Source organism: Candidatus Zixiibacteriota bacterium, assembly GCA_036480375.1.
In the GTDB taxonomy this organism is placed as follows: domain Bacteria; phylum Zixibacteria; class MSB-5A5; order GN15; family JAAZOE01; genus JAZGGI01.
This window is the reverse complement of sequence record JAZGGI010000016.1, coordinates 174,683-198,842: the sequence shown is the minus strand read 5'-3', so window position 1 is coordinate 198,842 and position 24,160 is coordinate 174,683. Positions and strand designations below refer to the sequence as shown.

Below are 24,160 nucleotides of genomic sequence, written 5' to 3'. Positions count from 1 at the left end.
TATGGGTACGAGAGGTAATAAACCGGAAATAATTTTTCTCTGCGGATTTTCTGGTTCCGGAAAAACGGAAATGGGAGAAAATCTTGCTCAAAAACTCAATTATGCCTTCACTGATACAGATTCGGTTATTGAGGAACATATGGGCAAGACAATTCCGGAGATTTTTGCGCGATTTGGAGAGGCGAAGTTCAGATTCGCCGAAAATGATGCAATTCGTATGGCATGTATGAATCGACCTCAGGTTATCGCGCTGGGCGGCGGAGCCATACATGACAAGTATATGCTGGAATATATTAAATCAAATGGCTACCTGATTTACTTGCGAACAACGCCTGAGACAATTTATAACCGTCTGCAAGACAGTCACATCCGACCCATGTTACAAGTATTACATAAAGACGAGGAACCGGATGAAAATAAAGTGATGGAACGTATAAAGCAACTTTTGAATGAGCGAGAAGAAATTTATTTGGGCGCTGATAAGGTAATTGACACCGAAAATAAATCATGTGAAGATATCGCCCGGGAAATAAATAATATTTGGGGAAACGATGACAAGTAAAGACAATTTTATTGTAAAGGCTGGAGAAACACGATATCCGGTGATTTTTTCACCAACAAGGAAAAAGGTCGCTACACTTGTAAAAGAATCAGCCAAAATAGTTATTATATCGAATCCGACAGTTTTTGCTCTACATGGGAAGAGATTCATCGACAAAGTTATTCCGCATAGTAAAGAATGTCACAAAATAATGATTGGTGACGGCGAAAAATACAAGACAATTCAAACCATAAACAAATTATATGATCATTTTTTCGATATTGGATTGAGTCGCAAGGATACCATCATTACTCTGGGAGGCGGAATTGTCGGAGATACCGGCGGATTTGCGGCGGCTACTTTTAAAAGAGGTGTTAATCTGATTCAGGCGCCAACAACGGTTCTGGCCATGGTCGACTCGTCGATAGGAGGTAAAGTCGGCGTAAATCATGCCCTTGGAAAAAATTTAATCGGCGCCTTTTTCCAACCTCAAGCCGTTATTGTTAACCCCGATTGGTTATCAACTCTGGGAAACAGAGAAATAATTGATGGCTTCGCGGAAATTATAAAAACCGGTTTTCTATCTGGGCCGCCGTTTATAAAATCTATCTTTTCATTAAAATCCGATGACTTTATTAAACCGACAAAAAATTTATTAAAGCTGATTAAAAAATCGATGCGATTCAAGGCATCCATTGTTGCGCGCGATGCGCATGAAAGCGATTTACGCCGCATTCTTAATTTTGGACACACCTTTGGTCATGCAATAGAAAAAGTAGAGGGCTTTGGAAGGTATCGTCACGGCGAGGCAGTCCTGGCCGGAATGATTGGAGCTCTTCATCTATCACACGCAACCGGTAATCTTCGCTCGAAAAGTATGAACGAAGCTCTTGATGCGATTGAACCGTTAGTATCACATTTGAATCGCCTGAAAAATGATATTCCCGCTTATTTATCTCCAATGCGTGTCGATAAAAAGAATGAGAACGGAAAACAAATCTTCGTTCTTCTTAAGGATATCGGGCGACCTCATATCACCGAGGTAAAATCGAAACAGAAAATATCCGAGGCCATAAGATTTATGCGAGAATATGTTAATAACCGATCGGGACGATGAAGCGAATCCTTTTTATAAACGGGCCGAACCTGAATATGCTGGGAGTAAGGGAACCGGATATTTACGGGACCCAAACTCTGAATGAAATTATTGAAAAGGCAAAAGCGGGAGCCGCGGAAATGGGGTTTGAAATCGAGCCGTACCAGAGTAATCATGAGGGGGCGCTCATCGATTTCATTCAGGATAATTACCAAAATTCAGATGGCATAATAATTAATCCCGGAGCCTTGACGCATTATGGTTATTCTCTTCGGGATTGTCTGGCCGCAACCGGGCTCACCATAATAGAGGTTCACATTTCCGACATTCAAAAGCGTGAAGAGTGGCGAAAAAAATCGGTCGTTTCAGATATTTGCGCCGAAGTAATAAGCGGATTAGGGAGCGAAGGATATTTTAAGGCGCTGGAATTTTTCAGGGACTAAGAAAATGATTTTTCCAAAGTGTGCTTTAGGTTTTTTCCTGATCTGTTTACTAATTTCTTTAAATTCGTGCCAGACAGAGCAGGTGTCCGAAAGGGAAGCGAAGGAATTTATTGAAAACTTTGAAATTCGCGCGGAATTTCTCAATCGTCATATTTCAATATATACCTGGAAGGCGGAATTTGGCAATAACCTGGATTCTCTCAATTATTATCTATCGACATGGAAGGATTTACTCAACGACAAAGCTCTATCAAAAAACTTAAAAAAGTATTCGAATATTCTCACCGACAAAAATAATTTAAGAAAAATGGAATTGATTTCGAGTTTAATAACTCGTGAAACGATTGATTCAGATAAAACAACATCATTTCTTGCAGATTCGATTAAGGTATTTCTTGGAGATATTTCTTATTCATTTGAAGGCCAGGTTGTAGCCCTTGATTTTCTTCATAATATCCTGAGAACGGAGCCAAACCGATTCAGGAGAGAAGAGGCGTTTCAGGCAATTTATCAAGCCGGTAAGAATCTAAGCGATCCAATTGCACGTTTGGCTCGTTATCGTAATCAAGCGGTTGAAAAGTTGGGTTACAACTCATATTACGATTTGATGTTGACTGTCAAGGATGTTGATAAAATAGAATTGCAGAATATCATTGATGATCTTGACCGTATAACGGCCGATCCGTATTTTGAGTTAATTGACTCTTTGAAAAAATCATTAAATATTGAAAAGTTATCCGAATGGGATATTGAATATGCTTACCGCAATATCATAATCGCGCGGGATTCGTATTTTCCGGCTTCAACACATTTAGCCTTAATACGAAAGACTCTGGCCGGACTTGGATTCAATCTTGATGGCTTGCCGATTTATTTTAAGAGATTTTCACATGAAAAATCCGATTCGGAATTTCGGTTATTGCCGGTAGCCATACCGAATGATATCAGGATATTATATTCCGAAAACGACGGTTTTGAAGAGTTAATGATGCTTGTAACGAATTTATCGCAGGGGATATACGCATCGAATATATACCAGGCCGATTATATGTTTTCTCGGGCTCCGGCCGATTGTTTTGAATATGCCGTAGGCGCGTTATTTTCGGGCTATTTGAGTACGGAAGGCTGGTTGCGAAAATATCCCGGTCTACCCGAGCCGTTAGTTATGGAAATAAACAATTATTCCGGATTTATGAAGCTCTATTCAATTCGCAGAATGATCCTTGAAGGGAAATTTGAAAGTGCCTTATATCGAAATCCTTATGCCGATCTTAATCGAATATATGAAAATCTGTCCGATGATATCCTGGGATTGCAGTTTCATCCCCATATCAGTCCCTGGGCTGTAAATCCGCGTTTGGTTAATGACCCGGTTTCGATTCCGGAAATAATTATTGGAGAATGTATCGCGGCCCAAATCGGTTTTTATCTAAAAGAAAAATACGGCACCGCTTTGGATAATGAACATACCCGTGAGTATCTTGTGCAGAACATATTCCGTTTTGGAGCGCGCGATAATTGGCGGGCCTTGCTCGAACGAAGCACCGATGGCGGTCTTGACGCAAAATTCTTCGCGGATTATCACAGTATTTGACGAATAAATTTCAAAGATGTATATTGTCGGCGGAGGTTAATTAAATTACCTCCGCTTTTTTATTATGGAAAAGCGAAAAGAAAAATATACGGAAGGATCGATAATCTCCTCAATCTGGCGTCTCGGGTGGCCGGCCCTGACGTCAATGCTTCTGCATACGCTGATGACCCTTACCGATGCTATCTGGGTCGGGCGTCTGGGACCGACCGAAATGGCCGCGGTGCAATCAAGCATATTTACTATCTGGACCGTGTTTTCCATGCTGATGATTATTCCTACCGGTGTTGTCGCAATTATATCCCGAGCGGTAGGAGCCGGTCAAACCGATGAAGTCGGCCGGATTGGAAGACAAGGCATATTATTCTCAATTTATGTCGCCATTGGATATAGTATTTTCGGATATATTATAGCTCCCCATGTTTTCAATTTTATGGAAACGGAGGCTATAGTCAGCCAGCTTGGTATTACTTACTTGCGGATTTTCTTTGTGGGCGTTCTGTTTTTCTTTATCAACGATTCTATTTCGGCTATTTTCAGAGCCGTCGGGGATACGCGGGCGCCTCTTTACGCAACTACTGCCGCCGTTATAATCAATATCGCCCTTGATCCAATCCTCATATTCGGCTGGTTCGGAGCTCCCGCTCTGGGAACGGATGGAGCGGCAATCGCCACCATTATTTCCGCCTTTTGCGGAACTTTGATTTATTTGAATATGATTCGGTGCGGGCGCCTGAAATATCATCTTGATTTCAGGCTTTTTGAAAAACTTGATTTTGGATTAGCCAAAGCAATTATAAAGATTGGAAGTCCGCCCGCGACCGCGGGGATGGTTTTTTCAATCATTTACATTTTCCTGAATAAAATCGCGGCTCAATATGGCACCATTTCAATCGCCGCTTTGACGGTTGGAAATCGCATGGAATCGCTGTCATATCTGATTTGTTTCGGGTTTTCAATTGCCGCAACGACTATGGTCGGACAAAACCTGGGAGCCAAAAAGCCGGACCGCGCCGCCAAAGCAGCCTGGATGTCGGTCGCCATTTGCGCCGGATGGACATTATTTATATCGATACTTTTTCTGACGATTCCGGATGTGTTGTCGAGAATATTTACCAATGACAAAGAAGTAATCGCCATTGCAGTTAATTATTTGCGTATTTTGGCCCTTTCACAAATATTCATGGCTGCCGAAATAGTCCTCGAGGGCGCTTTTGCAGGAGCGGGGAATACGATTCCTCCGACCGTGATTTCGATCCCGGGAACAATCATTCGCTTACCGATGGCATATTATCTGTGCTTTGAGACAGATATGGGAATTGACGGTCTCTGGTGGACGCTGACAATCACAACCTGGCTAAAAGCTATCGTTATGATGTACTGGTTTTATCTCGGCCGATGGAAAAAAACGGGTATTATAAAAACATAGATGACAACACAAAGAATTTGCTATATTCTTTAGGACTATAAAATGAAGTGAAATGCGGAAGGATTATCAATTGGAGAAGTATATCAGATTTGAGCATAATGGAAAATCAGGTTATGGACGATTAGAGGGGAAAAAAGTCAGGGTCCTTAACGGTCCCTATTGGCAGGACCATACTGAAACCGAAAAATCAATTGCTTTAGATGAAATAAAATTGCTCTGTCCGGTTCAACCAACCAAAATAGTGTGCGTTGGTCTTAATTATCGAAAACATGTTCAGCATTCGCAATCGGCCACGGAAGTTCCCAAAACGCCGGTACTGTTCATGAAACCTCCCAGCGCGTTATTGGAACCGGGCGGCGAAATCGTCTATCCCGATAATTGCGACCGCGTTGATTATGAAGCCGAACTCGGGGTTGTTATTGGTCGCCGCGGCCGGAAAATTCCCGCCGAAAAGGTATTCGATCATATTTTTGGTTATTCCTGCCTCAATGATGTGACCGCCCGCCATATACAAAAGGGTGACGGTCAATGGACACGGGGGAAAGGCTTCGATACTTTTTGTCCGGTGGGCCCCCATGTTGTTACGGGAATCGACCCGAAGAGTTTGCAGGTTGAAGCTTATCTGAACGGCGAACAAAAACAATCGGGGAATACTTCAGAAATGATATTTCCCGTGCCGGAACTAATCAGTTTCATTTCATCGGTAATGACCCTGGAACCGGGCGACATCATCGCTACCGGTACCCCCGAAGGAATCGACCCGATGCAAATCGGGGATGAAGTCGAGATTAGAATTGAAAAGATAGGTTCATTGTTCAACAAAATTGTATAACTATTGAAAAATATCCACATCGGAGACTAAATGACAGAGAAATTATATTACGCCGATAGTTATCTGAAAGAATTCACCGCGTCGGTTAAATCCGTTGATAAAGCCGAGGACTATTATCATGTTAAATTGGATCGCACAGCTTTTTATCCCACCTCGGGCGGGCAGTTATTTGATACCGGCTGTATATCTGATGAAAAAGTAATTGATGTCATAGAATCTAACGACGATGTGATTCATGTTCTGGAAACGAAACCGCCTTTTCAAAGCGGGGATGAAGTAAACAGCAGAATCGATTGGGAGCGGCGACGGGATAATATGCAAAAGCATACCGGTCAGCATATTCTCTCGCAGGCCTTTATTAAAGTATGCGATGCCGCCACTATCAGCGCTCGTCTGGGCGAAGAGGATAGCACAATTGATCTCGACATTTCTCAACTAAATAATAATTTGGTAATCGAAACAGAAAACCTGGCCAATCGAATTATTTTCGAAAATCGAACGGTTTCAACGAAATTTGCCCCGGTCGATGAACTCGATAATTATCCTTTAAGAAAAATCCCCGATCGAAGTGAGGATAAATATCGCATAATTATTATTGATGATTTTGACTGGTCGGCTTGCGGAGGCACTCATTGCTCCACTACCGGCTCGGTCGGAATAATTAAGATAACAGGTCAGGAAAAAATCAGGGGTAATCTCAGATTTCATTTTCTAACGGGCCTTAAGGCTCTTGAAGATTATCGCTGGCGTTTTAATCAGGTTGAAGATATTTCAAATCTGTTTTCATGTCACGCCCGCGATTCTTTCAGGCTAATTGAACATATTATCGCCGAAAACAATAATTTGCGCAGAGAGAAAGATGAACTGAGAAAAAAACTCCTACCGGTATTAATTGAAGAATGGGTGGCGAACCCCAAAGAAATTAACGGCCATAAACTAATCAGCATTGATTTGTCAGGAGAAGATTTCAGCTTTGCTCGCGATGCCGGCCTGTGCATGATAAATAATCATAATGCTATTGTTCTCATCGGAGTTGACGACAGGTTATTGACGGCGGTTTCAAAAAGCATCCCGATATCGGCCTTGGATATTATGAATAAGGCGAGTCAGATTTTCGGAGGCAAGGGAGGAGGCTCCCCGGAATTGGCGCAGGGAGGCGGCTTCTCGCCGGACGATATAAAATTTTTAATTGCTCATCCGGAAAAAGTAATCGATATATAACCGATGCGATATGTAATTTACATATTTGCCCTTGTTATCATTACCTTATTATTTCTCAGCCCCGTTACCGCGCAGGATGAAAAGCGTACGGTTTTTTTTGATGACTTTGATTTTCTTGATATGATAACGACCGATAGCGGAATTGTCTGGAACGGTTGGGGGCGGGGATGGTTCCGCATAGATTCAACCTGGATTTATTCCGATTCGGTTGTCTGGCTCCAGGATCAAAATATAATTCATTTTTTCGGAGGCGTTGAAGCTTATGATTCAACCCAGCATATCTGGGCTGATAAAGTCAGTTACTATCATGCAGATTCGGTTTTAATCGCCAGGGAAAACGCAGTTTTAATTCATAATATCGATTCCATTCGCGCCGAAGCTCATTATATCGAATACGACATTGCCAATAAAATAATCGTATTGGAAAATGACCCCTGGCTATTTTTGAATTATCCGGATTATAATAACCTTGTAACCATTAGCGGCGAGTATCTGACTTATTTCAGTGATGACCAAATCGGTATGGCCGAGGAAAATGTTCAGATAGATCATTCGGGGACCAAAGCCAACTGCGGATGCGCCGAATTTTATAAAGACGCTAATCTGTTATCTCTGATGGATAAGCCGGTTGCGACCAGAGATTCATCAATTATCTCCGGAAATTATATGAACATATTTTTCAAATCTCAGGCGGTTGACAGAATTGAGGTCAGTGACAGCGCCAGCGCGTATTTTGTTGAACAGTCGGATTCAACCACTGGTGAATTTTCCGGCAGCTCAACTTTAACCGGTCGAGATATCACGTTTTTCTTCAAAGATAATGATGTTAGGAAAATAGCCGCAAACGGGGCGGCCCGTTCGGAATACTTGCCGTCGCCGGATGATACAACCGGATCCGGAAAAAATATCGTCTCTGGTGATTCGATATTTATATACATAAAAGATAGAAAGATAATGAAAGCGGAAGTGAAGGGCGGGGCAGAAGGCATATATATTACGGAAAAGGAAACCGCTCCGATAGATTCCTCGGATGTTGCATCGATAACCGCAAGTGATACACTAACGGAACAACCGTGCGATACCTGTTACACATTATTGACCACTGAGGATAATTTTGATAATCGCTATTCCGATAATAATCTTGCTTTGGATGATAGCCTGGATATAAGTTCCGAAAATATTATTGCCGAAGACTCGATTCATTATCGGGGTGCCTTTCTTGAATTTTTCTCTAATGAGCGAATCATCGGTATAACCACCGACGCTATGGTCAGACAGGGAACGGTGTTGTTGACAGCCGACAAAGTCAATTATAACATTCCCGACCGCATCATTACCGCAGATGCTCTGGTCGATTCCACCGATAGCATTCCATCGATCGTGCCATTGTCATTGAAAGACGGCGGCGAAGAGATTTTTGGCTCCAAACTGGTTTTCAACGTCGATACCAAAAAAGGCTTAATCGAAAATTCCAATACCCGATTCGAGAAAACTCAATATCGTGGAGATGACCTGTATAAAGAAGATGAAAAAATATTTTATGTGGAAAACGGAATTTTAATTCCCTGCGATAAAGAAGCCGCCTATTTCCATTTTCGCTCCAGGAAAATGAAAATTATCCAGGATGATCGAGTCATTGCCCGGCCGGTACGATTATATCTTTATAAACTCCCGATAGCCTATATCCCTTATTATGTTTTTCCTCTTAAGCGGGGTCGCCATTCGGGAATACTTCCCATAAAACTGGGTAATTTCGAAAAGGGGAATCGATTTATCGGAAATATTGGGTATTATTGGGCCTCCTCTGAATATTGGGATATTGAAGGCTCCCTTGACTTCTATGAAAATATCGGTATTACCATAAACGGCCTGTTTAGATACAATAAGCGTTATGAATATTCCGGATATGTACGAAGCACCTTCGCTCGGGAAAGCCGGGAGCTGGCCTTCACCGAACGACAAAGCCGTCGTTGGACTATAAGCGGAAGCCATTCGCAAACGCTTCCTTATGATATCAAATTCGGCGCCTCGGGTACATTTGTTTCAGATGAAAGCTATTACAGCGATTATTCAACCAATCCCGACGAGCGCCGGAACCGCAATATCCGGTCGCAGGCGAATTTCAGTAAACGCTTCGGCAGATCATCCTTATCACTCTCGTTTAATCATCAGGATAATCTCGATACCGATTCGCGTTCGAGTAATTTGCCCAGCGGAAGATTTTCGATCTCGTCATTTCATCCTTTCGGCAGCGGCCGGGAAGAAGGCGGGAAGACGATAAAGAGCTGGTATAATTACCTGCGCCTGAGTTATTCAAATAATTTTGGATATCATTCCAGCGGAAGAACTCTTCATCATAATGTAATTGATACAACAATTATCGACGTCGATAGTTTGATATTCTCAAGCCGGGATTCGACCTCGACAACAAATAAAAAATATTCATTCATTGATCATTCTATGTCTCTTAACGCCTCGCAGAAATTATTTGGATATATCTCGATTAGTCCTCGGGTTAGCTTTCAGGAAACCTGGTATTATATCCCGGAAACGGATCAAGCCCGTAACGCGGGAATTCCCGTTAATCGTTCATACCGGCGAGGATCGATTTCGGCCGGAATATCCACAAATACTAATTTGTACGGCACGTTTCCTATAAATCTATTCGGTCTTCAGGCTCTGCGACATGTTATGACTCCTTCGGTGGGATTTAATTGGGCGCCATTTATCAATAAAAACGCGCCTGTGAAAAGTTTCGTTGGCCGAGGAGGCGGAGGTAGTCGCCAGATGGCAATGAGTATGACGTTAACGCATCTGCTTCAAGCCAAAATTAAACAGGGGGAAAAAGAAAAAAAACTGGATTTATTACGAATATCATCTTCGACCAGCTATAATTTTGAGGCTATCGGGAAGAAATTTTCAAATTTACGGACAGGTATTTCATCATCGATTTTGCGAAAAATCAATCTCAGCGGCAATCTGATCCATGATATGTATGATAAAAACGATAAACTGATTTGGTGGCGCCCGAGGCTAAAAACGTTTTCCCTGAATACATCATTCCAGGCCCGCGGATCGGTGTCTGACAATTATGTCAGAAGCGGCCTGTCATCTGATCGTGATTATGCCGAGGAGATGCAATATGATACCTCCAGTGCCGTGCCTTCGCCGTATATGACCGGAGAATCAAAGGAATCGCAAACCGGTTCGCCCGTAACCTGGAATATGAATTTCTCGCACAATTACACTGAATCCAGATCCATTACGGGAGCGGTCTCAAAGACCCATTGGGCACAACTTACCTTTAACTTAGGCGTAACAAAAAACTGGAAAATCAAATATTCGCAGCGTTATGATTTCGTCAAGCACCAGACAATCGATAAAATTGTTGATATTAATCGAAGTCTGAATTGCTGGGAAGGACATTTTTACTGGATACCTGACGGTTCTCGTCAGGGATTTTATTTCAAATTATATCTTCTCGCCATTCCCGACATTAAAGTTGAAAAATCAGAATCAGGTTTGCGCGGAGCCCTGTTTAATCGGTAGTTCCCGGCTACCCCGCACCGTTTTTGCCAGTAAAATCAAGTGTTTTTAGACCTATATGCCTCAAAATCCCGTTTTTTCGGGGTTTTTTTGAAATTGTTCGTTTTTTTATTTGACAAAGATTTTATAAAACAGGTAGATTCGTTGCGAAAAGGATAAAAGAGATAACCATTAACCATGGAGGATATAATAGTGACAAGGGATCAATTAATCACAAAAATGGCGAAAGATGCCGGTATTTCAAAGCGGGCTGCTACTGACGCTATGAAATGTTTCCTGGGCTCAGTCACAATGGCCTTGAAAAAGGGTCAGAAGATGAGCTTTGTTGGATTTGGAACATTCAGCACTACTAAGAGAAAAGCCCGCACCGGTCGTAACCCGCAAACGGGTGCTGCAATCAAGATTCCGGCCGCAAGAGTACCGAAATTTAAGGCTGGTAAGTCTCTCCGCGAAGCCGTGAAGAAGTAACTTAAGTGATATTTCCTCACAGGCAGGGCGTTTATCGCCCTGCCTTTTTTGTTGACCAATAGAGGGCCAGATAATTATCCTTGAATTGGATTAAGATGAAAGAAAAAACCAAATTACAAATAATCGGGATTCTTGTGGCGGCCTTTGCGATCATGTCGCTTATAAGTTTAGCGGGGCACAACACTCCCGATGACATGATGATTGTTTCCGATGAAGCCATCTATGGTAACCCTTTTTCTCTGCCGTACATAAATATCGGCGGCATGATGGGAGCGTATTTCAGTTACATCGCCTTTTTCTTCCTGGGATGGGGCGCGTATTTTGGATTATTCTTTCTCCTCGTTTTATCTCTAAGACTTATCGGCCTTGATGTCGCCAAACGATGTCTTAAACATGCCGGAGTCCTATGGGCTACGGTAACCCTTTTGCTGATTATCGGTGATGTTGGAAAAGTTTCCGAAGCCAATTTCGCGGAAACCTACCCCGATGGCGTCGGAGCCCTGGGGCATACCCTGATAGAAGGTATGATTCATATCGTTGGCGTGCCGGGAGCCTATATTATTGGCTTCGCGGTCTTGATCTGTGTCCTGGTTTATTATGGATATATCTCGCACAGATTCCGTAATCTGGTGGCGTTTATGCGTTCCGAGTCGGAAAAGAGAATCCGGCAGAGCTGGCAGCTTGCTCTTGAAAAATCGGAAAATATAAAGTCCACGGCCGACTTTAAGAAATTCTTCAAACGAGAATCATCGGAGGTAGTTAAAGAACGCAGAAAAAGGAAAAAGCCTCAAATACCATTGATAGCTGAACAGGAAGAGCAATCGAAAGTTGCCGACAAAGTCGTTACCGACCATTTGTCTTCTGCCCAAAAACAAATAGAAAAGAAAAAGAAGGTTACCATCCCGGGCAAAAGCGAAACGGTTACCGACCAAATCGAAATAGAGGAAACGGCCGCCAATGATTTTATAATGCCTTCCAATGATCTACTTAATGAAAATAAAAATAAGGCCATTGAATTTGATACCAAAGAATTAGAAAATACGGCAAAAGCCCTGCGAGAGACTCTTGAAACTTTTGGCGTTCGCCTGAGCAGCAATATTGAGATGTTTCCCGGTCCGATTATTACTCGTTTTGAAATTAAACCGGCGGCAGGAATAAAAGTCAGTCAGATATCAAATTTATCCGAAGATCTGGCCTTAAATCTCAAAGCCAAATCAATACGTATTGTCGCGCCTATACCCGGTAAGGGAGCGGTTGGTATTGAGATTCCGAATCGCAATCCGCATATCGTTTACTTGCGCGATATTCTCGAATCTGATAAATTTCAGGAAAATAGATTTCATTTACCTCTGGCATTGGGAAAGAATATTTCGGGCAATCCTTATGTTGTCGATTTGACGACTATGCCGCATCTTTTAATTGCCGGGACAACCGGTTCCGGAAAATCCGTGTGCATCAATGTCATTATAACGTCATTGATGTACTCGCTGCCGCCCGAAAATTTGAGATTTATTTTTATCGATCCCAAAATGCTCGAATTGACGGTATATAAAGATATCCCACATCTTGAGGAGAAAGTCGTCACCAATGCGAAACAGGCTGAACGAGTGCTAAACGATGTCGTTCTGGGAATGGAACATCGCTACCGCACTCTTGCCAATGAATCGGTTAGAAATATTGTCGATTACAACCGTAAAATGAAATCAAGAGATAAAAAATTGCCCTATATAGTGATAATTATTGACGAATTGGCCGATCTGATGATGTCGACGCATTCCAGCCGAGTAGAACTGCTGTTAACACGCCTGGCGCAAATGGCACGAGCGGTCGGGATTCATTTAATTCTGGCCACGCAGAGACCGTCGGTGGACGTTATTACCGGGCTTATCAAAGCCAATTTCCCTTCCCGGGTAGCTTTTCAGGTCGCCACCCGCATCGATTCTCGCACTATTCTTGACGGTAATGGAGCTGAACGTCTTTTGGGAAATGGCGATATGCTGTACCTCAAAACCGGATCGCCGGAACCGGAAAGATTGCATGGTCCGTATATATCTTCGGATGAAACCGAAGCGTTGGTAACATTTATAAAGCAACAGCCTTATAGCAAAATAAAACAGGGAGAATCGGAAGCGGTGACCGAGGAAAAAACTCAAATTCGTCAGCTAAACGACCCGGTCATGATGGAAGCGGTAGAGACAGTTATCAGACAAGGACAGGCTTCGGTTTCGTTATTGCAACGCAAACTCGGAATCGGTTACCAGCGGGCCGCGCGTTTAATCGATGAATTGGAGGAAATGAAAATAATCGGACCTTATAATGAATCGAAAGCCCGCGACGTTCTCGTTGACAAAGCATTTCTGGAAAATATCAAAAACGGTAAATATTCCAAAACATAATTCGTATTTTCATTGTATAAGATTTTATGATACGGCAAATTCCAAACACGGTAATACTAATAGTTGTGATGCTTCATGCCTTAACCTGTGCCGAATGCCCGTTGTTTGAAAAGGCTATGGATAAGTATCAGTCAAACGAATTTTATTCTATGGATTTTTCGCAGTTGATTCATTCTGATATTTTCAAAAGTGTTGATACTTTATTCGGTACTATCAAAGCCTGCTCCGATGGCCGTTTTCACATGATAACACCCAATCAGATTTTGGTTTCCAACGGAACAGTATTATGGAATTACACGATAGATAACGAGCAGGTCATAATCGATTCAATTACCCGTAATGAAATCTGGAATCCGATTATGCTCTTTTTCAATCCCCGCCATTATTATAAGTGTACCTCGGAAAAGAACGATAAAACTTTTACCAAAGTATCAATGATTGCTCACGATAGCTTGATAGCGCCGAACGAATTTCAACTCAAAATCAGGCTTGAAGATTTTATCCCCCTCGGAATTTTCTATATGGATGAAAATGATTCTCGCATAGAAATTTATATAAATGACTTTAGATTTATATCAAATCTTTCTGATTCGGTTTTTCAATTTATCCCTCCGACCGGCATAGAAGTTATCGAAATGCCATGAAACGCTATTATATCCACAAATTAGGATGTCCCAAAAATGACGTCGATGCCGAATGTATTTCAGGCTACCTGAGAAATCTTGGCTATCAAAAGACGGACACGGCCGATGATGCCGAGTTGTTGATCGTCAATACCTGTGGATTTATTCAGGATGCCAAAGAAGAATCAATTGACGCGATCATGAAATCGCTCAAGATAAAAAGAAAAAATGAAAAATCGCGTGTAATAGTAACCGGGTGTTTGGCGCAGAGATATGCCAATGATTTGGCTGGAGATATTCCCGAAATCGACGGTATTTTAGGACTTGATAATATCATCCAAATACAAGATATACTGGAAAGCAAGGATGCGAAGATTGCGGTTAGTGAAAATAATCTCCGCAAGTACCGGGAATTTGATATTGAACGCGAATTGGATGCTAATCAGGTTTTCGCCTATCTAAAAATTTCCGATGGGTGCGATAATAGGTGCGCCTATTGCAGCATACCAGATATCAGGGGACGTTTTCGAAGTCGGCAAATGGAAAATATTCTCGATGAAGCCCGATATCTTCTTGACCATAGCAAAAAAGAGATAATCCTTGTTTCTCAGGAATCCACCGCCTATGGATTGGATTTGTACGGCAAACAGAGCCTGATTGCGTTGCTGGACAGACTATCGGCCCTGAACGGTGAATTTTGGATTAGAATTATGTACTTGCACCCTGGACGATTGACGAGCGAACTTATCGACTATATGATTGACAATCCGAGAATATGTAATTACTTTGATCTACCTCTGCAGCATTGTAACGATGAAATTCTTCAGGCAATGGGCAGAAAAACGACACGGAGTGCGATAGAAAAATTGATAGGCGAGATACGAGGAAAAAGCGCGAGAAGCGCCATTCGAACGAATTTTATAGTCGGCTTTCCGGGCGAAACGGGAATGCAGTTTAAGGAATTGTGCTCATTTGTTGAAGAGATTGAATTTGATCGATTGGGAGCCTTTGTGTATTCTCGGGAAGAAAACACGAAAGCGGCTAATATGCCGGAGCAGGTTAAGCGCATAATCAGGGAAAAGAGATATCATCGTCTGATGGAAATTCAGCGTGAGATCGCGTTTACCCTCAATGAAAAAGACGTGGGCGAGCGGTTTGAGGTAATAGTTGACAGGGTTAATATTGAAGAGGGATATTCAATGGCCCGTACAAGGCTTGATGCGCCGGAAATTGACCGGGAAGTAAAACTGGGATTTACCGATTTGAGGCCGGGCGAATTTATACCGATAAATATAAACGGGTATGATGGATATGATTTACTTGGAACAAGGGAGTAACTATGAGTTCCGGAGTGAGCCTTGAAAAGACCGGTATATTTTTATCCAAACCAATCGCTCTTCTTCTGGTCTTAATCTATCTTTTGCAATCAACGCTTCTGATTTTCCTTGTGAAAGATAAATACGAGCTGCATAAAATAATAGATTTCCAACGCAATCGCCTTAGCGAAATGGAAGAAAAACTCAGGATTTTCCAAATTATTGAGGATTTTCAGATCGGCTTTAATGATAACGAAAAAACGGAGCTGGCAAATGTCATATTCAAGGAAAGCCAAAAATACAATTACGATCCGCTCCTGATAATGGCCGTTATCATGACAGAATCAACATTTAAAAAGGGGCAGGTTTCCCGGGTTGGCGCGCGAGGCATCATGCAGCTAATGCCCGCGACCGGAGCCGATTTGGCCATGCGCAGCGGTATTGATTGGGAAGGCCATGAGCAACTTTTTGACCCGGCTTTGAATATTCAGCTGGGAACGCTGCATCTTTTCGAACAAATATTGAAATTTAAAGATGTCAAAAAGGCTATAATATCATATAATCTTGGAGAAACTCGTTTGCGAGGCCGGTTAAGAAAAAATAAACCGCTTCCCAGGCAGTATTTTCAGAAAATTTGGGAAAACTACAGCATATTGAAAGAAAAATACGATGTGTAGACTTAACCACGAACTCATTATTTATTCAATCGTCACCCTTCTTGTATCAATTGTTCTGGCCGGATGCGGCGGAATCACTATGAAAAATTATGCCACCGCCGAAGAACAATACCGTGAAGCCTATAAAGAGTTTCAGAAGAAACACTATGTAAAAGCCATTGATGGCTTCCAAAAAGTAGTTTATAGTTTTAGCGGCTCACCGATGGTCGATTCGGCGCAGTATTATCTGGCCATGTCATATTATCTCGATAAAGAATATTATTTGGCGGCCGCTGAATTTGAGCGAGTTGTCAATAATTATCCCGGATCTGATTTTGTGGATGATAGTCAATATATGGCCGGCTTATGCTATTTTAAATCATCTCCCAAAAACTCAGGTCTGGATCAGGATGAATTAACGCGCGCTTTGGAAGCTCTTAATGATTTCGTTACCGATTATCCGGAATCAGAGTTGGTTGACGATGCTCGGGAAACTATTAAAGTTGGTATGGATCGTTTGGCCAAAAAGCGTTATCAAAACGGACGCATGTATTTTAGGCTGGGGTATTACAAATCGGCCGGGATATATTTTCAATCAGTCATAGACGAGCATACCGATAGTAACTGGGGCGCTCAGTCATTATATTATCTGGCGGAAATCGAATTAAAGAGAAAAAACTACTCCGATGCGAAGGAAAAATTTAATAATTTCCTGGTTGTTTACCCGGAACATGAGCTAACCCAAAAGGCTCAGAAAAAACTGGCCGAAGCAGAAGAGAAAATTGCCAAATCAACAGAAACTAATTAATCCGTCCGAAGGTGGCCTCTGGGGAATAATGGGAGGCGCCTTCAATCCCATTCATTTCGGCCACCTTGCTATGGCCAATTCCCTGATGCAATCTCTTGAAGCCAGTGGAATGCTATTTATTCCGTCTATTGATCATCCGTTGAAGAATGATTGCGATCTGGCTTCTTCTTTTGATGACCGGCTAAAAATGGTTTCTCTGGCAATTACCGATAATGATAAATTTGTGATTGAGCATCCGCCAAAAACCTCGCCTTATACCATTGATTTGATTGATTATTTGCAAAGCAAATATCCCTCAGCCCGTTTTTTTCTTCCGATTGGCTCTGATATCATAGGTGAATTTCATCAATGGTATAAAAGCAGCCAGATCGAGCAGCGCGTCCGTATTGTTATTGCGGTTCGTCCGGGATTTGAACCTACGCCTCGGCCCGACGGACTTCTAAAAGGAGCGGAAATTATAAATATTCCCCAGTTAAAAATTGCATCCCGGGACTTAAGACAAATGATAAAATCAAAGATTTCCATTAAGTACCTCGTCCCGCCTCAAATCGAAAATTATATATATGAGCGGAGTCTTTATGCCGACTGAGAAAGTCGCCTCCCAATCCAAAAAACTATTTTTATTTGATGGGTCGGCTCTGGCTTACCGAGCATACTACGCCTTCGTCAGAAATCCGTTAATCAATTCCAAAGGAGAAAATACTTCGGCCGCCTTTGGGGTGGTAAATTCGATTATTAAAGTCTTAAATAAGGAAAAGCCGGATTTCCTGGCGGTCGTATTCGATACCAGGGAACCGACTTTTCGCCATAAATTGTATGATGAATATAAGGCCACCCGCCCAAAAATGCCCGATGACATGGCCACTCAACTCCCAAGAATTTTTCAGGCCATCGAAGCCCTGAGTATAGAGCAAATTTCATTGGAAGGATATGAGGCCGACGATATCATGGCTACCCTGGCCAGGCAGGGCGCTCAAGAGGGCTTATCCGTTCATCTCGTTTCCAGTGACAAGGATATGTTCCAATTGATCAACGACAAGATTCACATGTATATCCCCCAGAAGGGCTCATTACCGCCCTTCAGAATGGATAAAGAAGCGGTCAAAGATAAGATCGGTGTTTATCCCGACAAAGTGATTGAATTCATGGCTCTAACTGGCGACAGTTCTGATAATATCCCCGGAATCCCCGGAGTAGGTCCCAAAACAGCCTTGAACCTGATGGAACAATTTGGAAACCTTCAAAACATACTGGACAAAGCTGAAGAGATCAAAGCCAATGGAATTCGAAATAAAGTACTCAACAATAAAGAAAAGGCTTTACTTTCTCTGGAGCTTGTTACTATTGACCAGAATGTTCCCATTGATATTAAAATAGGCGAATTAACCCGGCAGGAACCAGATGTTGAAAAATGCAAAGAACTCTTTGTTGAGTTAGAATTTTTTAATCTTCTGAAGGAGATAACGGGAGAATCTATTGCCAAACCCGTTGCGCAGAAAAAGGCCAAATCTTCATACAAACTTGTTGAATCATTATCCGAGTTAAAAAAAATCGTAGCAAAATTATCTGCCAAAAAAGAGATTGCCTTCGATACCGAAACCGATTCAATCAATTCGCTTGAAGCTAACTTAGTTGGGATATCCCTGTCAGATAAGGCAGGGGAGGCATATTACATTCCGGTCGGTCACACCGAACAATCCGAAAAAAATCTGACGTTGTCTGACGTAATCAAAATTCTCAAGCCTTTACTATCAGATAAAAAAACTCAGAAGATAGCGCACAACTTTAAGTATGACATACAAGTAATGACCCGACACGGCATTACGGTGTCACCCGTATCGTTCGATTCCATGATGGCTTCATATATAATAAATCCCTCGGCGAGGGGACATAATCTGGACAGCCTTGCGTTTGAGCATTTCAATTTCCGCATGACTCCGATTACGGATTTAATTGGCAGCGGAAAAAAACAGAAATCCTTCGCAACAGTTGATCCTCAAACAGCGGCACAATATTCGGGTGAAGACGCCGACTATACTTTTCGCTTGCGCGGTATTTTCGCTCCGAAAATAGATGAATTGAAGCTCCATCACCTGTATTATGATATAGAACTTCCTCTTATCTCTGTATTGTCTCGCATGGAAATGACCGGAATAAAAATCGATCTGGATTTTCTACAATCTCTTTCGAGCGAAATGCAGGAGGAAATTGACAAAATCGCGGGTGCCATTTTTGAAATGGCCGGTTATGAGTTTAACCTGAATTCCACTCAGCAATTGTCCCGCCTTTTATTCGACGAATTAAAACTCCCGGCCCGTAGAAAAACGGCCAAGAAAACCGGCTATTCTACCGATGTCCGAGTTCTTGAAGAGCTTTCGGAATTACATCCGCTTCCCAAAGCGGTTCTTGAATATCGGCAGTACAATAAACTGAAATCGACCTACGTTGACGCCATCCCGGAGCTTGCCAACCCGGAAACGGGAAGAGTTCATACTTCGTTCAATCAGGCAGTAACTGCGACCGGCCGATTATCATCTTCCGATCCAAACCTGCAGAATATACCAATCCGTACTGAAACCGGTCGTGAAATTAGAAAAGCCTTTATTCCGAACGATAAAAATTCATCATTATTGGCAGCTGACTATTCGCAGGTCGAACTCCGTATTTTGGCCCATTATTCGGACGACAAGGGACTAATAAATGCCTTTAAAAATGGTGAAGATATTCATACCCGAACGGCCGCGGAAGTTTATGGTATCCCCATTGAGCAGGTTAATAGCGAGCAGAGGCGGGCCGCCAAAACGGCCAATTTTGCTGTCGTTTACGGAGTTTCTGCCTATGGCCTTTCCCAGCAGACCGAGCTAAATCTTACCGAATCCAAAGATTTTATTGATACTTATTTTGAGCGCTATCCTGGCATTAAAACTTATATGAATAAGACCCTCGACTTCGCGCGGGAAAATGGATATGTAACAACCTTGCTTGGCCGCCGCAGGTATTTGCCGGATATCAATAACAAGAATTTTCAAATCCGTCAATTCGCTGAGCGCACGGCCATTAATACTCCGATACAGGGTACCGCCGCTGATATTATCAAACTGGCGATGATAAAAATCGACATAGCTATAAAATCAATGAAATCTAAAATGGTTTTGCAGGTTCACGACGAACTGGTTTTTGACGCGCCTAATAATGAACTCGAAGAATTGAAAATGATTGTCCAAAAATATATGAGCGGAGCCTTAAAACTAAAAGTCCCCCTTGAGATCGATATCGGAGTTGGCCCCAACTGGCTGGAGGCGAAATAAATGATTATTGGGGTCACCGGATTATTCGGCTCGGGGAAATCCGAAGTCGCTCGGGTTTTCGCAGGGGAAGGGGCGATATTACTCGATGCCGATAAAATCGCCAAAGAAGTGGTCGAAAATAATCAAAGCGTCCTCTATCAACTGGTGCTGGAATTCGGTTCGGAAATATTGAATAAGAACAATCAATTGAACCGGCGAAAACTTGGGCTACTAATATTCCCATCACCCGAAAAAACCAAAGTGTTAAATTTCATAGTGCACCCCCACGTCATAAACGAACTCGATCAAGGAATAATTAAAGCCAAAAAAAATAAAAAGCATGTTGTTATCGATGCCGCCTTACTTATTAGTTCAGGATATTATAAAAAAATGGATAAAACTGTGCTGGTGGACTCAAGAACCAGCCTAAGAAAAAAGAGATTATTAAAGAGGGATTATTCAGAATTTGAATTCAAACAACGCTCTAAATCTCAACTATCGATTTCCCATCTAAAGTCGGCTTCAGATTTTATAATTACCAATAATAATGGACTCGATTCGCTCCGGAAAAAATCTCGTGATTTTTTTCACGACCTGACCGAAAAGGGTTGACTTCTAACGCCGTTTTTATCAGATTGGCCCGAAAGAATATAGCTTATCTTCAGGAGGTAAAATGAGTACGCCCAATACAAAACGAATTGGTATAGATTCTGAAATGACTATAGAGCAATTGAAAGAACGCGCCAATTACATGCGCGGATTAAATTTAATATCGCTTTGTTGCGCCGGTTCAGGTCATTCCGGCGGCACCCTTTCCATGATGGATATTCTGGCAACATTGTATTTAAAAGTCCTCAAACACGATCCGCAAAATCCATTCTGGGAAGACCGTGATCGAGTAATTTGGTCGGCTGGCCATAAAGCTCCCTCACTCTACGTTTCCCTGGCCATGTCGGGATATTTTCAGGAAGAACAACTGGCCAAATTGAGAGCTCTGGGCTCGCCTTTCCAGGGACATCCGCATTGGAAAGATTTGCCGGGAGTCGAGATTTCTTCAGGCAGTCTGGGGCAGGGTTTCTCCGTCGCTGTTGGCGTCGCATTGGCCGCCAAACTGGATAAAAAAGATTATCGCGTCTTTGTTATCTCATCCGATGGCGAGCAACAGGAAGGTTCCATGTGGGAAGCGGCAATGGCGGCTTCCAATTTCAAACTGAATAATCTGATTATGATTTTGGATCGTAATCAACTTCAGATTGACGGTTTCACCGAAGATGTTATGGCTTTGGAACCGCTGGCCGATAAATACCGCTCCTTTGGCTGGAATGTGATTGAAGTAGACGGCCACTCCATAGAAGAAATCCTACCCGCTTTGGAAAAGGCTTACAATAATACCGGCAACAAATCGACTTTGATTTTGGCCAACACAATCAAGGGTAAGGGCGTCAGCTTTATGGAAAATGTAGTCGGATGGCATGGTAAATCGCCTAACCGCGAAGAGCTCGACAAAGCTCTCGAAGAACTGGGATTGACGGAAACCTTCGATAAAGAAAAGTTCTTCAAAATCGCTAATGATTATCAAAAGGAAGTAGAAATCCGTTTGTCGGCGCAATTGCCAAAGTTTTCCAAAGATTACTGGTGGAATAACAATGATAACATGAAAGTGGATATGGACCCAACCCGTAAGGGAATGGGACGGGCTTTGTCCGAATATGGCGATGATGAACGAGTTGTTTGCATCGGCGCCGATATTTCAGGTTCGATAACTATCTCAGAATTTTTTGCCAAACATCCCGAACGCGCCAATCGCTGGTTCTCAGTTGGCGTCGCCGAGCAGGGCGCGACGACTATCGCGGTCGGTTTGGCTAAGGAAGGCAAAATCCCTGTCTTTGGAACCTATGGAGTATTCTCATCGGCGAGAAATCTGGATCAGGTTCGCGTATCAGTCTGTTACGGTGATTTCAACGTCCTTATCGTCGGTGCTCACGGCGGCGTGTCGGTCGGTCCGGATGGCGCCACGCACCAGGAACTTGAAGCCCTGTTCCAAATGTGCGGTTTGCCGAATATGCATGTAGGGGTACCTTGTGATTCGGTGGAGACCAAACGAATGACCAAAGCTATGCTATTTGATATCGTTGGGCCCAAGTATATACGTTTTGCTCGTGAAGCCACTCCGATTATTAGCACCGAAAAAACTCCGTTTGAGTTTGGCAAGGCCAATATTTATCGTTTCCGCGGCGAGCAGGATCGCTTCATTGACGCCTTCGATATTTACCTGGCAGAAGATTATAAAAATGAAAATGAAGATATTGCTTTGATTGCCTGCGGACCGGAATCGGCTGAAGCCTGCCGGGCAGCGTGGATTCTCAAAAACGATTTTAACATTGAAGCGCGCGTCGTCAATATGCACACCGTTAAGCCTCTCGACGGTTCCGCCATTATCAGAGCCGCGGAGGAAACCGGTGCGATCTTAACCTGCGAAGAGCATCAACGAGGAGGTATGGGCAACTGGATCGCCTCGACCGTCCTTTGCGATTCAAAGTCGGCCGATAAAAAAGTATTGTTCGATATGCTGGGCGTAACCGATCGCTTTGGCGAATCAGGCAAATCATGGCAGTTGATAAAAGAATTTGGTTTATCCGCCGAGCATATCGCTGAAAAAGCAAAATATTTAGTAGATCATAAATAATCATATAGGGGTGAATATGGATTTAGCAAAAAGAATGTCCCGCCTTGGTACGGAATCGGCTTTTGAAGTCCTTGCCCGAGCCCAAAAGCTGGAAAAAGAAACAGGCATCGAATATGTCCATTTGCAAATCGGCGAGCCGGATTTCGCAACGCCGTCGAATATTTCTGATGCCGCGATAAAGGCTATTAATGATAAATTTACGCATTATACGCCGTCGGCCGGAATGCTTGATGTCCGCGAAGCCATTTGCGAGAATTATAATAAAATGAACGGCGTCCGTTACACTCCGGATCAAATAGTCGTGACTCCCGGAAGTAAACCTATTATGTTCGCACTCATCATGATGCTCGGTGAGCCCGGAGTGGAAATAATATATCCGGATCCCGGATACCCGATTTATAAATCGGTCATAGATTTTTCCGGAGCGACCGCGGTGCCGATTCCTCTGCGAGAAAAAAACGAATTCCGTCTTGACGTCGATGAGTTAGCCTCACTGGTTACTTCAAAGACCAAGCTCCTGATAATTAACTCTCCCCAGAATCCAACCGGAGGAGTTCTTACCAGGGAAGACCTTGAAAAAATATACAAACTCGCCTGCGACGAAGATTTTTATGTCATGAACGATGAAGTGTATTCAAGAATTATATATGGCATGAAATTTGAAACTATTTCGCAGTTTGATGAAAAGAAAGAAAGAGTCATCGTTTCTGACGGCCTCTCCAAAGTTTATGCTATGTGCGGCTGGAGATTAGGCTGGGGCATGATGCCTCTCGAACTGGCGCCTAAGGTTGCGAGAATCCAAACCAATATAACTTCGTGCGCGACCTCGTTTGTTCAGAAGGCGGCAATTGAAGCCTTACTGGGTGATCAGGCAGGAGCCAATGAAATGGTCGCCGAATTTGAACGGCGGCGCGATTTCTTCGTTGACGGCTTGAATGACATCGAAGGATTTTCCTGTCTCAAGCCTCATGGCGCTTTTTATGTCTGGCCTAACATTAAAAAAACCGGCTGGAAATCAGCCGATTTGGCCGAATATCTCATCACCCAATTGGGCATTGCCGGACTATCCGGTACTGCTTTTGGGGACGAAGGAGAGGGGTATCTGCGCTTTTCGTATGCCAATTCAATTGACAATATTGAGAAAGCCGTTAATCGACTCAAAGAAGCGATTCCCAAAATAATCAAATAGATCCCTGATAGGTTTAAGTAAAAAACCGGAAT

General features: G+C 42.8%; 18 protein-coding genes and 1 pseudogene. All 19 read left to right on the top strand.

Annotated features, from left to right (window positions below; translation table 11 throughout):
- Position 1 precedes the first annotated feature (1 nt).
- The 19 genes and pseudogenes from V3V99_04115 to V3V99_04025 all read left to right on the top strand — a co-directional run bounded on the left by V3V99_04115 (position 2) and on the right by V3V99_04025 (position 24,128).
- Entirely contained in the window at positions 2-562 is a 561-nt protein-coding gene (locus tag V3V99_04115) for a shikimate kinase (protein ID MEE9441831.1), read from the top strand.
- Positions 552-1,658, top strand: coding sequence for a 3-dehydroquinate synthase (gene aroB, locus V3V99_04110; protein ID MEE9441830.1), 1,107 nt, complete (start codon positions 552-554; stop codon positions 1,656-1,658). The genes V3V99_04115 and aroB overlap by 11 nt, the downstream gene beginning before the upstream one ends.
- Positions 1,655-2,080 (top strand): type II 3-dehydroquinate dehydratase, encoded by a 426-nt coding sequence (gene aroQ / locus V3V99_04105; GenBank protein ID MEE9441829.1) that lies wholly within the window; start codon positions 1,655-1,657, stop codon positions 2,078-2,080. Before aroB ends, aroQ begins: the two co-directional genes overlap by 4 nt.
- 82 nt (positions 2,081-2,162) lie before the next feature.
- Positions 2,163-3,674 carry a hypothetical protein gene (locus V3V99_04100; protein ID MEE9441828.1) on the top strand — a complete coding sequence of 504 codons (1,512 nt, stop codon included), beginning with the start codon at positions 2,163-2,165 and terminating at the stop codon, positions 3,672-3,674.
- A 58-nt stretch (positions 3,675-3,732) separates the two neighbouring features.
- Positions 3,733-5,100, top strand: a pseudogene (locus V3V99_04095) (MATE family efflux transporter).
- A 52-nt stretch (positions 5,101-5,152) separates the two neighbouring features.
- Positions 5,153-5,932, top strand: a complete 780-nt coding sequence (locus tag V3V99_04090; protein ID MEE9441827.1) for a fumarylacetoacetate hydrolase family protein — start codon at positions 5,153-5,155, stop codon at positions 5,930-5,932.
- A 30-nt stretch (positions 5,933-5,962) separates the two neighbouring features.
- On the top strand, positions 5,963-7,153 hold the full coding sequence (locus V3V99_04085; GenBank protein MEE9441826.1) for an alanine--tRNA ligase-related protein: 1,191 nt from the start codon (positions 5,963-5,965) through the stop codon (positions 7,151-7,153).
- A 3-nt stretch (positions 7,154-7,156) separates the two neighbouring features.
- On the top strand, positions 7,157-10,702 hold the full coding sequence (lptD, locus tag V3V99_04080; protein MEE9441825.1) for an LPS assembly protein LptD: 3,546 nt from the start codon (positions 7,157-7,159) through the stop codon (positions 10,700-10,702).
- A gap of 189 nt (positions 10,703-10,891) precedes the next feature.
- Positions 10,892-11,167 (top strand): HU family DNA-binding protein, encoded by a 276-nt coding sequence (locus V3V99_04075; GenBank protein ID MEE9441824.1) that lies wholly within the window; start codon positions 10,892-10,894, stop codon positions 11,165-11,167.
- A gap of 95 nt (positions 11,168-11,262) precedes the next feature.
- Positions 11,263-13,563, top strand: coding sequence for a DNA translocase FtsK (locus V3V99_04070; protein ID MEE9441823.1), 2,301 nt, complete (start codon positions 11,263-11,265; stop codon positions 13,561-13,563).
- Positions 13,564-13,589: 26 nt separating this feature from the next.
- The gene (locus V3V99_04065) at positions 13,590-14,207 is read left to right on the top strand and encodes an outer-membrane lipoprotein carrier protein LolA (GenBank protein MEE9441822.1); all 618 of its coding nucleotides are present in this window, start codon (positions 13,590-13,592) and stop codon (positions 14,205-14,207) included.
- Entirely contained in the window at positions 14,204-15,523 is a 1,320-nt protein-coding gene (rimO, locus tag V3V99_04060; protein MEE9441821.1) for a 30S ribosomal protein S12 methylthiotransferase RimO, read from the top strand. Before V3V99_04065 ends, rimO begins: the two co-directional genes overlap by 4 nt.
- A gap of 2 nt (positions 15,524-15,525) precedes the next feature.
- The gene (locus V3V99_04055; protein MEE9441820.1) at positions 15,526-16,179 is read left to right on the top strand and encodes a transglycosylase SLT domain-containing protein; all 654 of its coding nucleotides are present in this window, start codon (positions 15,526-15,528) and stop codon (positions 16,177-16,179) included.
- The gene (gene bamD / locus V3V99_04050; GenBank protein ID MEE9441819.1) at positions 16,172-16,966 is read left to right on the top strand and encodes an outer membrane protein assembly factor BamD; all 795 of its coding nucleotides are present in this window, start codon (positions 16,172-16,174) and stop codon (positions 16,964-16,966) included. Before V3V99_04055 ends, bamD begins: the two co-directional genes overlap by 8 nt.
- Positions 16,941-17,555 (top strand): nicotinate (nicotinamide) nucleotide adenylyltransferase, encoded by a 615-nt coding sequence (gene nadD / locus V3V99_04045; GenBank protein MEE9441818.1) that lies wholly within the window; start codon positions 16,941-16,943, stop codon positions 17,553-17,555. Before bamD ends, nadD begins: the two co-directional genes overlap by 26 nt.
- The gene (gene polA / locus V3V99_04040) at positions 17,545-20,274 is read left to right on the top strand and encodes a DNA polymerase I (GenBank protein MEE9441817.1); all 2,730 of its coding nucleotides are present in this window, start codon (positions 17,545-17,547) and stop codon (positions 20,272-20,274) included. The genes nadD and polA overlap by 11 nt, the downstream gene beginning before the upstream one ends.
- On the top strand, positions 20,275-20,865 hold the full coding sequence (coaE, locus tag V3V99_04035; protein ID MEE9441816.1) for a dephospho-CoA kinase: 591 nt from the start codon (positions 20,275-20,277) through the stop codon (positions 20,863-20,865).
- Positions 20,866-20,926: 61 nt separating this feature from the next.
- Entirely contained in the window at positions 20,927-22,939 is a 2,013-nt protein-coding gene (locus V3V99_04030) for a transketolase (GenBank protein MEE9441815.1), read from the top strand.
- A gap of 16 nt (positions 22,940-22,955) precedes the next feature.
- Entirely contained in the window at positions 22,956-24,128 is a 1,173-nt protein-coding gene (locus V3V99_04025) for a pyridoxal phosphate-dependent aminotransferase (GenBank protein MEE9441814.1), read from the top strand.
- Positions 24,129-24,160: the final 32 nt, after the last annotated feature.